We start from the raw sequence: 14319 nt of genomic DNA, 5'->3' as shown, positions 1-14319 counted from the left end.
CGCATGGGAAAACTAGCCCAGCGACGGCTTCAAGTCCAAGTCGTAGCCGTATCTACGCACGATTCTTTCAAGCTTTCTCCTGGGCTTCCCGGCGAGATAATTAAACTCGTCGACCGGCACCCTGATTGTTACAACTGCATCAGCATCGTTGATGGTTATCTCGTAGCCACTGTCTCCAATAATCTTGAAGAGCGCCCTCTCCAAGGCATTCTTCATCTTGTAGTTCTCGACGCTTATCTTTTCGGAGTGGCGCTTGATCGGGACCACAAAGGTTCTCTCACCAAACACGTATAGCTCGTACTCTGGGTCCCCCGACAAGAAGTCCCTAACGACGACCACCGGCCTTGCCAAATCCTCCTCCTTCAAGCCGTAAGGAATCTTGACCGTTGTCTCAAGCGAGTAGACCTTCTCGACACGTCCATGCTTAACATAGATAACAGTGTCAATAATCGACGGAATCATTCCTAGCTCCACCCTCCCGATAAACCTCTGGACAGCGTCTATAGGCGAAGTAGCATGTACAACCCCAACCATACCCACGCCTGCAAGCCTCAGATCCGCGTAGAGCTCAAAGTCCTTCGTGTCACGCATCTCGTCGAAAAACGTGTAGTCGGGCCTGCTCAGCAACAGGACGTCGTGTATCTCCTCGGATGTGGCGTAGTTCCTGGAATACTGCGTAATGTCGGCTGGCAGGTGCATGTCCCTCGGAGACTCAATCGTCTTGACAACTTTGCCCTTCCTGTAGTAGTACTCCGCCAAGGCCTGGGCAAAAGTGGTCTTACCCATGCCCGGCGCGCCCGCAATAAGTATACCCTCGGCTTGCTTCTCTAACCTCTCCAAAAGCTTCTTAGGCAGATTGTAGTCTTCCAGCCGCAACCTGGCGACCGGCCTTGTAACAGTTATCTCTATGCCGTCTGAGAAGGGCGGCTTAGTTATAACCACACGATAAAGATCAAGCTGTGCAATGACGACGCCTACACCCTCATACTCGATAAACGACGTGCTAGTGTTAGTCCTAACCATCTCAAAGATCTGCCTCACGTAGTCCTCCAGCTCCTCTCTCGTTAACGGCTCCTCACGTAGACTAACAAAGCTCCACTGGCCAGGCACGCCCTTCTTCGCGTAGGGCTTGGCCCCCTCCTTCAAATGTATACTCATAACGTCGGGCCCAAAAAACTTCTCCAAGAAGAACTCCTTCTCCCCTCTAGGAGGCAACACCCAAACATCTATACCCATAGACCTGGCAACAGTTGCGGATAGCTCGTCACACGTCACAAGAACCCCGTCGACCTCCAGGGCCACAAGCCTCGACACGACATCTGGACTCAGGTCCCGCTGGCCCCTAACAGAGCCCGGCAACTCGTAGACATACTCCAGCTCGACAACCTCTGGCATAGACTCGACTGCCTCCCTTAACAAGCTAAGCTCACGGACCCCACTATACCCAATACTGCTACCCTTACGGGCCTGCTCTTCAAAGTAGTTCAGCAAGTACGCTGGAACAACGACTTTGCCAGACACCTTCCCATCTAGTATGTACTCTCGAAACACGCCGCTAAGTATCGCAGACGTGTCAGGGACGTATATCTTCCCTTCAGACATCACTCTATACCCTGCCAACAACAAACAACAACCCCTTTTAAACATTATGAACACCGAGAATAACATATATTGCGTGGGAATTTTCCGAAGCTAACAATTCATCGAAGCCCTAAAATATGACATCATATGACATAATTCTCTACAACTCCCAAAGACTAACCTAACAAGGTTCAAAAAACCTAGTCACTCCACATATTGGATAATGATAAACCTCTTTCTGAATATATTACAAAAATATTAAATCCCCTTTTTTACAAGCTATCATATGCGTACTCAAAGCGCGCTTACATGGCTAGCCTCAATCAGCCAGATCAAACCAGTATGGAACCAGGTCTACATGTTCTATTAGGAAGGTGGCTGGAATGAGTAAGGCGTGGATAGTTGCAAAGAAAGAGATAAAAGACAACATAAAGAGCAAGAGATATTGGGCGCTTGTAGCCATCCTAGTACTTTTTGGCATAGCCCTCTCCACCTATCTAACTGTATCAATCACGATTGGAGAGAGACGGGAAAGACTCTTCACAAGTTTCTGGAGTAGCTTTGTCGGTTCCCTCTCTTTCATACTACCAATAATTGGAATATCCCTTGGCTTTAGCTCGATATCCGGGGAAAGAGAGAGGGGCACAATAAGACTCTTACTTGCTAGGCCAATATACAGAGATGACTTACTCAACGGAAAGCTTATCGCAGGGGCACTACTAATATTATTGGCACTCTTTGTCTCCTATTCCTTGATCATACCCTCAGCCATCCTGCTTAGAGGCGTGAACCTGACCACGACTGATGTCGTAAAGCTACTTCTCCTAATAGTCCCAGCAGAGCTCCTAGCCCTCGTGTATCTCTCGATATCTCTCTTCTTCTCGACAGTCTCCAACAGGTCGGGAACTTCGCTTGTCCTCTCAATCATAGCCTGGATACTCTTCCACATCATTATGCCCCTACTAGCCTACTTGGCCGCCGTAATGATACTAGGACCACCACCAGCCCTACCAACACAGACAAGCGGAGTCCCACAGATCCCTCCACAGGCAAAAGACTATTACCAAAAATTCACAATCATCGTTGGCACCATTCTCTCCATTGTTCCGGATCAGCACTTCTCGACGCTCGCTTCAGCCATATATGGACGACAAGAATCCCAAGAAATCTATGTCCCCGAAATACTTACAAACGCATGGGTCTCCTTACTGGTTCTAACAGGATACATCATAATATTCCTAGCCCTCTCATACACAGTCTTCGTAAAAAGACAGGAAAACAAATAACTAAAACATGTTAACAGCCTTTTTCATTTTTGCCGCAATTCTAGACCTCTTTCGTAGCGAGCTTCCCAACCTTTTTCTCTCGATCTGAAAATCTTCCCTCAGAAAGTTGCAGAACAATAAGTAACGGTATAACTTGTAGGAAAAATACTTTGAACCCAGAGCCTAACTAACGTCTACCTATAGCTCTGTCAACAGCTTCAAACCATGCTTCTGAAATCTAGGGTAGTGTCGAAGGTCACGCGTCAACAATGGCAGACCCAGTGATATAGCAGTTGCAGCAATAACCACATCAGCCTGGGGAACCTTATAGCCCTCCTTATATAATGCTACATCAAGCTCAAGAGCCTTCATTAGTATGTTTTGATCAAGAAAGACAACACTAAAGAGCTTCTCGATAACATTTTTCTCCCTTTCAACGCTCTTGCCTAGATACGCATAGCCATATAAGTACTCGTATAGTGCTACAAACGGAACTAAAGCTATTCTGCTTGAAAGCTTCATAAATAGCTCTTCGTCTCCATTCTCTAACACATCTATGAGAATACTCGTATCCACAACTATCTTCTCAGCCAAGCGCTCTCCTCCCTCAGCCTCCCCCTAACCTCTGCTAGTACGCGCTTCTCCTCCTCGGACAAATCCTTATTCTTCACGTATTCAAACACCTCCACGGCCAAGGCACGATTAGCCAGCTCTACAGCCATGCGTATAGCATCCTCAAAAGTGGAACACTTTGCCCTCTGCTTAAACTCACTCAACAAAACATATGTTTCCTCAGACACAGCTACAGTCCTAACCTTCCTGCGCACAACAATATAGCACTACATCAATATATTAATATTGCGTCTCAAACTTGCTTGATCCCCACAAAACAACGAATCCTCGTGGTAAACACTTAGCCGTGCTATAACCTGTTACATAATACCTATAGTGGCTCATCTTTGACCTTGATAGTTGCTAGACCCACGAGGAAAAAGGCTATAGAAGCCGAAAGAGCCATAAGCAAGGACGAGTGAAAACCCTGTGATTCGCTTACAAAAACAGGAAAAGCAGACACCAGGAATAGCCCGATGACAAACAGGAGACCAATAATCTGTGCCCCTGCATAGCCCTCCCGGAGAGTCTCATATGTCCACACGGCTGGACTTCTAGGAAGACCCCTAGCGGCGAGAAAAGAGAAAGCCAAGCTAGACCCGATAGCCCCCAATAAAAAGATGATAATTCCTGTAACCGCTATACTCGGTTCCCCAAAAACATATCCAAGAGTCGCTATAATAGCCATTGTTGGAAGTGAAAAAACGAGACATGTCGCCGCCTTCCGCCTAGCCAGCCAGCCCCTAGTTACAGGTAGAACATATAGTAGAAGCGAGCCCTCCCCCTCAGCCACATAGAAGTAGCCCGCACCTGCACCGGCGAACCCCGCCATAAACAGGCTAAGTGACGGGATCATCAGTGCAGTCTTGGATCCCCTCATGAAAGAGAATATAATCATTAACGGGACCACGTTCATGTAGTATACGACATATGCGAGCATCCTTGGATTCCTAGCCAGAAGCTTCAAATCCTTCAACAAAGGCTCAAAAAACCCTGACCGCAGAAGCGGTCTCCCGCCAGCTGGAGACACAGGCACAGAAGAGAGCCCTGAGCCAGCCATTCGCCAAAGCCGGGACACCCCATACCAGAAAACCAACGCCCCAGCAACGACGAAAATGACTGAGGAAAGGATAGCAGGACCCAAGCCCAATACAGCTCCCCCAAAGGAAAACGGGGGCAACACGTCCAAAACCTCCCTGGGCAAACTAGCCCCTGGAAAAAGCTGGGGTACAATCTGCAGGATACCGGCCAAGCTCAAAAAGACAAGCCACACAGCCGTCTGGACCCCTCTCAAAAACAAGCTCCTCGTATACTTCCCCCCAAGGGACCCCGCAATATAGCCAATGCCAAAAGCCAACAAGAGAACCGAGAAAGCCTCCACCAGGCCCCAGAAAATCAGGCCCCACATCTTGAAATACAGCGAGGCCACTATGACCCCCGGAATCACCAGAAACGGCACCGAAGCGCCGCCAAGATACACCCCCACCAGGAGAAGGGCAATCCTAAGGTCCCACTCGTCCACTGGCATAAAAGAAATGGGCTTCAAAAGGTCTTCGCTAAGAATAGTATTTGTAGCCGCAGTCACGGCGAAGGCGCCAAAAAAGAGCCCGAGAAGGCCGAGAGCCCCCATAAGCAAGGGGAGCGCACCTATATCAGACAAAAACATTACAGAAGACACTACAGACAAAAAACTCATAAACAGGATGCCTAGGGCCATAGACCCAGAGAAAAACCCTCCAAGAAAATACTTTCTCCCAGATACCCCAGACCCAAACTTCCTAGATGCACGGTAAGCAGTCTCCCTAACAAGAACCCTGGACAGCTCCCTCCAGCCCATCAGTACCCCCACAGCAACCGGATCATCTCCTTAACCTCGTCGCTGAGGCCAGTAGCCCTAAGAAAAACTGACTCCAGGTCGGGCGCCGAAAGCCTCTCCTTTAGCTCCTTCGGGGACCCCGCTCCCACAACCCTCCCCCTACTCAAAATAACAACATTGTCAGCTACAGCCTCGGCAATCTCGAGAATATGAGTAGAAAACACGACAGTCCTCCCCTCACCTGCAAGCTTCCTCAAAAGCTCCTTGAGAATCCTCCCAGACTCCGGGTCGAGACCATTAAAAGGCTCATCCAAAATGAGCACCGCAGGCTCGTGGAGAAGGGCCAAGACCAGCGAAAGCTTCCTCTTGTTCCCCAAGCTCAGCTCCCCACAAAGCTTCCCCACCTGGTCCCCAAGCTTAAAAAGCCTCACGAGCCGCTCTACCCTCTCCCTCAAAACCTCGCCTGGAACCCCATATATAGAACCGACAAACGAGAACAGCTCACCAGGAGTCAAACTCTCATAAAGAACAACCTCCTCCGGACAATACCCAACAATCCGCCTAGCAGAAATCGGATCCCGGACAGGGTCAACACCACCAACCACAACACGCCCGGAATCAGGTCTCACGAGGCCAAGAGCCATCTTCATAAGCGTACTCTTACCCGACCCATTGGGACCCAGCAACGCGTGAACAACACCCGGTCTAAACTCCACGGAAACACCATCCAAGACAACGGTGTCCCCAAACCTTTTGGACACGCCCTGATAAATCAGCATACCATACCACTATATAACTAAAACCACGACTTTATAAACCTATTTACAAATCCCCGGCGCCAAACTTCAGCTACACGCCTGAAAAGCCAGCTAAACAACGAAGTAAGCTCTAGAAAAACATATACACATGTATTACAAAAAGTACATGTATGGCAATCATTACCGTTAGGATCCCCGAAGATCTAAAAAAGAAAATGCGCGAAATAGACATTAACTGGAGCGAATACATCAGATCCGCCATAGAGAAAAGAATAGAAGAAGAAAAAAGAAAAAACATAGCCAAAGCAGTCCTACTAAACGAGAAACTCAGAAAAAAATCCAAGGGCGAACCACCCGCCGAAGAGATCATACGAACATTCAGGGAAAGCCGCTATGGAGACAGCGGTAATTGACGCAAACGTAGCAGTCAAGTGGTTCGTAGAAGAACACGGCACACAAAAAGCACTAGAACTAAGAGACCGCTACATAGATGGAGAACTAAAACTTATAGCGCCCCAACTATTCCCATATGAAGTACTAAACGCCCTGCGCTACAAACACCTCTTCACAATAGAAGAGCTAAAAACAATAGGCGAAGCCCTCGAGGCCTATTCCATAGACCTATATCCACTAGACGGGAAACTCCGCGACACAACAATCCAAACAGCACACGAAAACAACATAACAATCTACGACGCCTCATACATTGCACTAGCCATAATCAAAAACACAACACTTTACACCGCAGACAAAAAACTAAAAAACAAACTCACGCCCCAACTTAGACAACTAGTCAAAACACTAGACGAAATCTAACACAAACCCCCTCCCAGCTCCTAAGCAAAACATTTTTGAGATAACGCCTCCCTTTAAGCCTTCACCTTGGAAAACCTCCTCAGCTAACGAGAAAAACTCGACCCTTCTAAGACCCCCTAAAACTTCTCAATCCTACCGAACCTGCTCCCCTTGTCTCTGAGAACCTCCACTCTCGCCTCCCCGATTCCTCCAGAAGGCTTCTCAGAGCCAGAAGACAATTTCTCAAGGTGCTCCAGTATGCGGCCGCGCGCGCAGATTCTGCTTCACCGTCAACTTCGCCTGAGCCCACGCCCCAGCAACAGCCAGGGAAGGAATATAGGTAACCTGCCGGACGGCCATATCCCTCTCCTTAACCACATCATAACCCATAACCTCAGCCCTCCCGCTACTCGGCGGTATAATCCCAGCCAGAATCTTGATGAGAGTCGTCTTTCCAGACCCATTAGGACCCAGAACACATACAAACTCGCCCTCCCCGACCCTCAGAGACAATATTTTTAATAAACGTGATGAGAGAAAAGCCTCGCATACGCCGTCAAGAGGCATTTCTCGCACCACCCCTAAACTCTTGATTTAAGAGTTTCTTCTGGGAATATAAGCAGGCCAGAAACATTAATGTTGAAAAATATGAGCGAAAGCGTACCACCCGTAGAAGGCATAACAGTTGCCGAGCTAACCATAAAGCTACGCAAATACTTTGACACGGTTTATGGCGCCAACATCTTCCTCGTTATAGGTACTGTGATAGCATCGTACTGGATGATAATCTTTGCTACAGCTACTGTCTTCAACCTCTTCGAGTCGCTAACCTTTTGGCTTGGGGCTCTAATCTTAATGTGGGTCCTTATACCCTTCTCTATGCGGCTCGTTCCCTATCCTTCACCTATAAAAACAGCCTCTATTGTGAAAAAGCTTTCCGCCTGGGTTCTGCCATTTATCATACTATACACAGCTAGCATTTCATTAATCCTTTCCAAAGATCCTCTATTAACCGATATGGGAAAAACCCTCAACATGGGTGGCGCTGGGTGGTACCTGGCCGTCACACTAGGCCTGCTTTTAAACCACTTTGTCTGGGAGAAGCAAGCATATAATAAAGGACAAATTCTAGCAAAACCCTTCCTGATCGCAGGAGTCTTTATGCTGGCAACATCTCCGGCAGTCTACTATTTTGGACACCTATATATTGGCGCGGGAAACATCTTGGCCGTCGGGCTAACGCTTCTCGGCTACGGGATTGCCGCCTTTATCTCTATACGTAAAGCCTACAGGTGGCTCCAAGGTGCATAAGACCAATGACGTGGCTTACCTGCTCAGAAACTTAAACAGCGAACTCTTCAACTCGAAACGCTTCATGATAGTTTCGTTACTCTACATATTTGGAAAAATGAAGCTCTCAGAGCTAAGGAAAATACTCGGCCTGTCATGGGGAGACCTAGACACCCACATAAAGAAACTAGTTGAACAAGGCTACGTAGAGCTCTGGAAAGAGCCAGGCGAGAAAAAAGTACTGGAGACAGTTGCCTACCTAACCGAAAAGGGTAGGCAAGAGTACGAGAAACTATACGACGTCCTTAGGGCTATCTCATCCCAGATAGAGACAAAATAATATTTCTTTGTTTTTTGTACGGAACATGCCCTGCGGAGCGCGCACTACTTCCCCGTCGAGGCCCTACCAGAACAACTCCAAGCAGTCTCCCGACTACTCCCACAGACATATGCGATGAGAATAGCGAGGCTGGCGCTCCTACAAGGCCTCGGGCTCAGCAGCCTCTGGCAAGACTTCGCAGCCTTAACACTCTCCGCCTTAATCCTGTTCCCCCTAGGAGTATCTCTATACAGGTACTCCATCGACCTAGTACGGGTAAAGACACTAGTCGAATAAACCCATACAGGCAGGCCAGCGCGCCCAATACAACCTAGCCCTATAAAAACAGCCCACAGCCTCGGTGCATAGAAACTTCAGAACGCAACACTCCCTTAGAAATACCGTTACATACCGTTCCGTAACGGTAAATTTACAGGAAGCAATCCGTTATCAACATTGAATAGACAAGACAGAAAGCAAGCACCTCGAATACAAGCAGGCCCTCTCCAGCTTCGACTCCATACTAGCCACCATCTCCGCTTTAGCCAAAACATGGTAAGGATGAATACACATAAGCGTCAACTATGGAAAAACAGTGGGCGTCTATATGGGCAGGGACCCCCTCAAAGAACCTGCAAACAACTTATCCCAAAGACCCAGCCCTATACGCTACCCACATTCACTGCCTACGCCTAAAGTTCCTAACAAGGAACATTGTCCCCCCATACTCCGTCTTCAACAACAAGTTCTCCCTCACAAGCCCCTCAATAAGCCCCACGGGGTCCTCAACCCTGCCTACCAGTGCCTCCACGGCCTCCCCATACCTCAAAGGATGAACAGCACACGTATTCAAAAGCCACGCAACAGGGTCCCCACTGACCAGCCTCGGGGGAGGCTCCGGCATATTCAAGAGCTCCACCCTACCGGATCCTAGAATCTCCCGAAACTCCTCGTAGGCCTCCACAAGCTCCCTCTCCGTGGGCGGCTCGACAAAGGACTCCGCAGGCGGCCTTATAGGTACAGAGATATATGCTTTTGACAGCCTTAGCCCCCTGAGAAAAGTGGCTATGTCCCTATACACCCCCTTATCCGTGTTCACGCCCCTAACAAGCATTGTCTCAGAGATCAGAGTCCCCTTGTAGGATGACGAAAACTCACTTATCCCATCTAGGACCCTCTCCAACACCAGCGACGGGTGCGGCCTATTTATCCTCCTCCAAACCCGCTCCGACACGCTGTCAACCTTCACCGAGACAACGTCGGCTTGCTCCAAGTCCCTACGCACATCCTCCATCCACAACAAGGAAGCATTGGTCAAGACAGCCACCCTGACACCAGTCTCCCCCCTTAACAAACTCTATAATCCTGCCCATACACGCGTCCAGGGTCGGCTCACCATCCGGAACAAAAGTCACATAGTCAACACTATCCCTATTCCTCGACACGATGTCCACAACCTCTCCAGCCACGTCCCTCCAGTCATAGAAACACTTCCTCTCAACACTCAACCTAGCCGTCCGGCCAAGCTGACAATACACACAGCTATACGTACATGTCTTATAAGGAATATTATTAACCCCCAAACTACGGCCAAGACGCCTCGAAAAAACAGGACCAAAAACATACCCACCCGTATAAACACCACCATCAATAACACCATGCTAAAATTAAAACCTTCCCCTAACCCAAAAACAAGCCCTGAGAAAAGTCTCCACAGCACTCCTAGCAATACTAGTATTGACACAGACCGTTATCCTAGCCCCACAACCGCACAAGAACAACAACTGCGCGGTGCGCGGCTCGCTGGGCACACAGTCATAATGGTAATAGCCAAGCATAAAGAAATCTAGCGTGTGTCACACGCCAAGTACTCGCCGCAAACCTTATTGTAATATTTATAAATGATTACATAGTTGCAAAGATTTCCTCTGCTTTCTTAGGCATAACTTACCGCTCCATACCAAAGAGCTAAGCCTACTAGAAACGTGATTGACCCCTGGATTTCTACTGGAGTAGAATAAAAAAGAAGGCATAATATATTCTCTTTTACTCTACTCACAAGTTTTTCTTTAATATAGTTTCCACTTGAAATAGAGGGGTCTGAGAAGATTATACATGCTACGGGGATTTTTCAACCGTATAACTGTATAATGGGGATGGGAAAAGGGGTTTAAATAACCCCTCCGTTTCCACTGGAGTTTTGGAAACGGTCTAGTTCTGGCTCTTTATGGTGTTATTCACAGTCTTCATTATCTTTTTATTTTTAGTTTAGTAGAAAAATATCTGTTGAAAAAACAGAGAATTTTCCATGATTATACAGTTTCAACAATTGCTGTTGCATCTCTGATTTCGGAACCGTAACATAATCCTATAACTCTAATGGGGATAACGTGAGATCTAATAGCTGCGCATAATAGATGGATGGGGTAGCCCATGCCCTGGCGTCGCTGTGTATCCAAGCATGAGCACATAAGTGATGGAGGGGCGCGCTTTTTCTGTTAAGAGTGATATTGGTGTGCTGGAGGTGTATGCAATCAGGGCAGTCAATATTATGTGGTTGAGCTGTTTTTCGTTTTTGGTTGCTTCTTGAGTGGGTGTGTTAAATTAAGAGTTGGGGTTATATTACCCCGTAGTTGTATTATTGTTAGAGTTGTTGATGGCGCCTAAGATCAAAATTGAGGATACGACGGGGTCTGGGGAGAAGATCACGTTGACTATTGAGGGGTCGGAGATCAGCGAGGAGAAGGTTCTGCAGGTTTTGCAGATGCTTCGGCTTCTCAAGTCTTCTGGCGGGGGCGTGGTTGAGGAGGGAGAGAGCATTAAGGAGAGGATTTGGAGGGTTATTGTGGAGAATTTTGGTGATGGGACGTGGTTTAGCATTCGGGACCTGTATAACGTTGCTTCCCGGGAAATGCCGGACCTGAAGATTACAGCTGTGTCTACGTATGTTTCCCGCCTCGTCGGCGAGGGGAGGCTTGTTAAGAGGGGGTCGAAGCCGAACACTCGTTATAGGGTCCAGTCGGTTAGGCGGGAGGCGGCTTATCCATAAGAGGGGTCCTATATTTTAAGGTAGCTATCAAGGCGAATGCCTTCTTTTATGCGAACGGGCTCAGGGACGCTGCATCTTCTGGGCAAAAAACGTTCTATTTCCGGGCGACCTTGTCTAGCCTGCGCCTGAAGTTGTCATCATAAATATGAAGCTGGTTGATAGAAATCGTTATTTTTCTTAGAAATATTCGAGTGTGACCTAGCGTCGTAAAGTTTCAAAGGGTTTCTATTTTAAGGCTCCGATAATTGAAACCAAAGTTTTACAGGAGTAAATGTATGCTAGGGGGTAGCTTCGTGTGTTTTCTTCTTGTGCGGTGCTTGAAGGCTTATCCGTGTTTGGAATAGCTTATAAGCATTTTCGAAATTTTAGGCTCGGGCGGCTCAGTTTTTAGGCTCTAAATCACTTTTCATCCGGCTAGGAGTCATCACTGCCATAAATGTTAAAAATGCTTGCGGTTAATTGTTTTTTGGTATGCCCATTCCATCGCCGGAGGAGCTTCGGCTGTTGAGGATTCGTGCTGGTCTTACCCAGGCGGAGCTGGCTGAGAGGGCTGGTGTGAGCCAGAGCTTGATTGCTAGGATTGAGTCTGGGAAGGTTAATCCTAGGGTGTCGACTCTTGTTAGGATTTATCAGGCGCTCGAGGAGTTTATGGAGGAGGAGTTGACGGCTTGTGAGGTTATGAGTAGCCCTGTTGTGTATGTTTTGCCTTCTGCGTCTCTGTTGGAGGTTGCCAGGCTTATGTGGGAGAAGGGGTTTAGCCAGTTGCCTGTGCTGGACGAGGAGGGGTCCGAGAACTTGGGGACGGTTTTTGATGATGATGTTTTGAGGGCGTTTATTCGTGAGAATGCCCGGGCGTCTATGCTTACCGCTGCGGACGTGATGTCGGACCCGTTGCCGATTGTGTCTTGCTCTACGAAGGTTAGGAGTGTTGCGAGGATGCTTGGTAGGGGCTTGCCGGCTGTGCTGGTGGAGGACGAGATGAAGATTGTGGGGATTATTACTAAGAGTGACATTGCGAAGCTTCTTTTGTATGCGAAGCCGCGGCAGTAGCTGTTTTCGCGTGCTGTACGATTGCTGGGACGGGTGGACTTTTTCATGGGAGCCTATAAAATTCTGGGTCTTACTTGTTTCACGGTTTTTTCCTTAAATTGTTGAATAAGCTGGATAATGATAGCGCTGGTACAGATTGCTAGACTGGTTGGAGGTATTTTTGTGGCTGTAGTAGCCATTGCCATAGTGGGATGTATGTTATTTTTAGGTCGCCTTGTTGTTCCTGGGCTTTGAGGTCCCAGGTTATTACTAGTGCATGGGTTGTTTGGAGTTCTTGGGATGCCTTTATGAGTGCGGCTTTTTCTCTAGGCTTTATTTCTGTCTTGCTCGATGCATAGGTGACTTGTATGAGTTGTCTTGGTCTTTGTCCCTCTGTAATTACGAAGTCTACTTCTGGTCCTTCCCTTTTGCCGTATTCTCTCCAGTAGTTTAGTGTGTAGCCGTTTCTGGCTAGCTCGACTGCGACGATGTTTTCCATTAGTTTGCCGAGGTTTTCTGTAGATTCCGTGCTTAAGGTAGTGATGATGCCGTTATCTATTATGTAGGCTTTTTTGGGGTACTGTTTCCTGTTCCTGATTGTTGGGGAGTATATCTCGGAGAGGAGTACTAGGTAGGCCTGCCTGGCGCACTCGACGTATTCAATGAGTTTAGCTTTGCTTGTCCTGTATCCCAGGGACTTTGCAAAGTTGTAGAGCTTTGAAACGCTGAATAGACCTGTCGCGCCCGTGACGAGGGAGGAGAGTACAAGGTCGAGGATGCCTGGGTCCAGCCTGCATCTTTCAACTAGGTCCCTGTAGAATATGGCGTTGTAATGGGACTTGAGGAGCGCTCTTTTTTCCTCTGGGGTCTCCGCTAAGACTACTCTTGGGAAGCCCCCATAGACAAGGTACTCTCTTAGTAGGCGTAGAACTATGCCTCTCTCTTCTAGGTATGAAAGGGTCTCTGGGTCCCGTATCTCGACCCTTTTCGCCTTGATAAATTCCCGGAAGCTAAATGGGAAGACTGTATAGTCTACGCTTCTGCCCCTGAGGGCGTCTGCTATCTCTTTGCTTGTAAGCTTTGAGGTAGACCCCGTTATGTATATTTTGTACTTTTCCGAGTCGTGGACCCTGCGGACCCACTTGTCCCAGTCGTTCACGAGCTGTACCTCGTCGAGGAGCAAGTATATAGGTCGGCTCACGTCGGGCTCAAACATCTCATAGTAGACCTTAACCATGTCCTCGAGATCATTAGCGTCAAGCCTACGTAGCCTCTCATGCTCAAAGTTAACATAGAGAATGTTGCTCCTCGGGACACCCAGAGCCATAAGCTCGCCTACCAGCTGGAAAAGCCTATACGTCTTTCCTGCCTGCCTTGGACCCGTAACAGTGACTATATAGGTCGGATCCAGGGGCAACTTTATCTCTCGTTCGATGACACTTGGAAGTTTCCGAGTCTTCCAATCGGCTAGAACCCAACGGAAATCCTCATCACGCATACTGTTTTAACAGAAAACAACATTTTATTAAAGTTGTTCTAACAGAAAACAACTTTTCCCAAAAACCATACAAAAACATCCAGGGAAGACAAAGTCATTGAGATCCTATTAAAGCTCCGAAGCAAATAGAAACTTCCCAACATATGGTGGGCCCGCCGGGATTCGAACCCGGGACCCCCCGGTGTTCCAGCGCGCGGCGCGCGCTTATGAGCCGGGTGCTCCACCTGGCTGAGCTACGGGCCCAAGAGGTCATTAGATAGAGGTGTTTTTTGGTAATAAATTTTTCTTTGCTGGGCATTTACGCACT

General features: G+C 48.0%; 19 protein-coding genes and 1 tRNA gene. 10 read left to right on the top strand and 10 right to left on the bottom strand.

Annotated features, from left to right (window positions below; genetic code table 11):
* Positions 1 to 12 precede the first annotated feature (12 nt).
* Positions 13 to 1602 carry a PINc/VapC family ATPase gene (locus tag QXT17_RS02260; RefSeq protein WP_342783212.1) on the bottom strand — a complete coding sequence of 530 codons (1590 nt, stop codon included), beginning with the start codon at positions 1600 to 1602 and terminating at the stop codon, positions 13 to 15.
* A 362-nt stretch (positions 1603 to 1964) separates the two neighbouring features.
* Here QXT17_RS02260 and QXT17_RS02255 point away from each other — a divergent pair, with 362 nt between their 5' ends.
* A complete protein-coding gene (locus QXT17_RS02255) occupies positions 1965 to 2867 on the top strand; it encodes an ABC transporter permease subunit (protein ID WP_342783211.1) in 903 nt (300 codons plus the stop codon).
* 177 nt (positions 2868 to 3044) lie between these two features.
* Here the strand turns inward: QXT17_RS02255 and QXT17_RS02250 are convergent, their stop codons facing one another.
* The 3 genes from QXT17_RS02250 to QXT17_RS02240 form a co-directional block, all read right to left on the bottom strand.
* On the bottom strand, positions 3045 to 3440 hold the full coding sequence (locus tag QXT17_RS02250; protein WP_342783210.1) for a type II toxin-antitoxin system VapC family toxin: 396 nt from the start codon (positions 3438 to 3440) through the stop codon (positions 3045 to 3047).
* The gene (locus QXT17_RS02245; RefSeq protein ID WP_342783209.1) at positions 3425 to 3673 is read right to left on the bottom strand and encodes a hypothetical protein; all 249 of its coding nucleotides are present in this window, start codon (positions 3671 to 3673) and stop codon (positions 3425 to 3427) included. Before QXT17_RS02245 ends, QXT17_RS02250 begins: the two co-directional genes overlap by 16 nt.
* 116 nt (positions 3674 to 3789) lie before the next feature.
* Complete coding sequence (locus QXT17_RS02240) at positions 3790 to 4437, bottom strand: hypothetical protein (protein ID WP_342783208.1); 648 nt, start codon at positions 4435 to 4437, stop codon at positions 3790 to 3792.
* 136 nt (positions 4438 to 4573) lie between these two features.
* On the opposite strand from QXT17_RS02240, the gene QXT17_RS02235 reads away from it, so the two are divergent.
* Both QXT17_RS02235 and QXT17_RS02230 read left to right on the top strand, forming a co-directional pair.
* The gene (locus QXT17_RS02235) at positions 4574 to 4798 is read left to right on the top strand and encodes a hypothetical protein (RefSeq protein ID WP_342783207.1); all 225 of its coding nucleotides are present in this window, start codon (positions 4574 to 4576) and stop codon (positions 4796 to 4798) included.
* Positions 4799 to 4801: 3 nt separating this feature from the next.
* Positions 4802 to 5251, top strand: a complete 450-nt coding sequence (locus QXT17_RS02230; protein WP_342783206.1) for a hypothetical protein — start codon at positions 4802 to 4804, stop codon at positions 5249 to 5251.
* A 43-nt stretch (positions 5252 to 5294) separates the two neighbouring features.
* On the opposite strand, the gene QXT17_RS02225 is transcribed toward QXT17_RS02230, so the two are convergent.
* Positions 5295 to 6053, bottom strand: a complete 759-nt coding sequence (locus QXT17_RS02225; protein ID WP_342783205.1) for an ABC transporter ATP-binding protein — start codon at positions 6051 to 6053, stop codon at positions 5295 to 5297.
* 149 nt (positions 6054 to 6202) lie between these two features.
* Between QXT17_RS02225 and QXT17_RS02220 the strand changes: the two genes are divergently transcribed.
* Together QXT17_RS02220 and QXT17_RS02215 are read left to right on the top strand one after the other, a co-directional pair.
* The gene (locus tag QXT17_RS02220; RefSeq protein ID WP_287911708.1) at positions 6203 to 6445 is read left to right on the top strand and encodes a hypothetical protein; all 243 of its coding nucleotides are present in this window, start codon (positions 6203 to 6205) and stop codon (positions 6443 to 6445) included.
* Positions 6426 to 6848, top strand: coding sequence for a type II toxin-antitoxin system VapC family toxin (locus QXT17_RS02215; protein WP_342783204.1), 423 nt, complete (start codon positions 6426 to 6428; stop codon positions 6846 to 6848). The genes QXT17_RS02220 and QXT17_RS02215 overlap by 20 nt, the downstream gene beginning before the upstream one ends.
* Before the next feature lie 222 nt (positions 6849 to 7070).
* On the opposite strand, the gene QXT17_RS02210 is transcribed toward QXT17_RS02215, so the two are convergent.
* Positions 7071 to 7394, bottom strand: a complete 324-nt coding sequence (locus tag QXT17_RS02210; RefSeq protein ID WP_342783216.1) for an ATP-binding cassette domain-containing protein — start codon at positions 7392 to 7394, stop codon at positions 7071 to 7073.
* A gap of 81 nt (positions 7395 to 7475) precedes the next feature.
* Here QXT17_RS02210 and QXT17_RS02205 point away from each other — a divergent pair, with 81 nt between their 5' ends.
* The 3 genes from QXT17_RS02205 (at position 7476) to QXT17_RS02195 (ending at position 8733) form a co-directional block, all read left to right on the top strand.
* The gene (locus QXT17_RS02205; RefSeq protein ID WP_342814508.1) at positions 7476 to 8138 is read left to right on the top strand and encodes a hypothetical protein; all 663 of its coding nucleotides are present in this window, start codon (positions 7476 to 7478) and stop codon (positions 8136 to 8138) included.
* The gene (locus QXT17_RS02200; RefSeq protein WP_342814509.1) at positions 8131 to 8457 is read left to right on the top strand and encodes a transcriptional regulator; all 327 of its coding nucleotides are present in this window, start codon (positions 8131 to 8133) and stop codon (positions 8455 to 8457) included. Before QXT17_RS02205 ends, QXT17_RS02200 begins: the two co-directional genes overlap by 8 nt.
* Before the next feature lie 114 nt (positions 8458 to 8571).
* Complete coding sequence (locus tag QXT17_RS02195; protein ID WP_020962465.1) at positions 8572 to 8733, top strand: hypothetical protein; 162 nt, start codon at positions 8572 to 8574, stop codon at positions 8731 to 8733.
* 382 nt (positions 8734 to 9115) lie between these two features.
* On the opposite strand, the gene QXT17_RS02190 is transcribed toward QXT17_RS02195, so the two are convergent.
* Together QXT17_RS02190 and QXT17_RS02185 are read right to left on the bottom strand one after the other, a co-directional pair.
* Positions 9116 to 9721 (bottom strand): hypothetical protein, encoded by a 606-nt coding sequence (locus QXT17_RS02190; RefSeq protein WP_342783732.1) that lies wholly within the window; start codon positions 9719 to 9721, stop codon positions 9116 to 9118.
* Positions 9714 to 9944 carry a hypothetical protein gene (locus QXT17_RS02185; protein WP_342783250.1) on the bottom strand — a complete coding sequence of 77 codons (231 nt, stop codon included), beginning with the start codon at positions 9942 to 9944 and terminating at the stop codon, positions 9714 to 9716. The genes QXT17_RS02190 and QXT17_RS02185 overlap by 8 nt, the downstream gene beginning before the upstream one ends.
* Before the next feature lie 1142 nt (positions 9945 to 11086).
* Here QXT17_RS02185 and QXT17_RS02180 point away from each other — a divergent pair.
* Complete coding sequence (locus QXT17_RS02180) at positions 11087 to 11485, top strand: hypothetical protein (protein ID WP_342783249.1); 399 nt, start codon at positions 11087 to 11089, stop codon at positions 11483 to 11485.
* Between the two features lie 471 nt (positions 11486 to 11956).
* A complete protein-coding gene (locus QXT17_RS02175; protein ID WP_288004368.1) occupies positions 11957 to 12535 on the top strand; it encodes a CBS domain-containing protein in 579 nt (192 codons plus the stop codon).
* Between the two features lie 139 nt (positions 12536 to 12674).
* Here QXT17_RS02175 and QXT17_RS02170 read toward each other — a convergent pair whose 3' ends face one another.
* Positions 12675 to 14012 carry an ATP-binding protein gene (locus QXT17_RS02170; protein WP_342783247.1) on the bottom strand — a complete coding sequence of 446 codons (1338 nt, stop codon included), beginning with the start codon at positions 14010 to 14012 and terminating at the stop codon, positions 12675 to 12677.
* Between the two features lie 144 nt (positions 14013 to 14156).
* Positions 14157 to 14255, bottom strand: a tRNA-Ile gene (locus QXT17_RS02165).
* Positions 14256 to 14319 lie beyond the last annotated feature (64 nt).

Source organism: Thermofilum sp. (assembly GCF_038871435.1).
Taxonomy (GTDB): Archaea; Thermoproteota; Thermoprotei; order Thermofilales; family Thermofilaceae; genus Thermofilum; species Thermofilum adornatum.
This window is presented reverse-complemented; position numbering and strand designations above follow the sequence as displayed.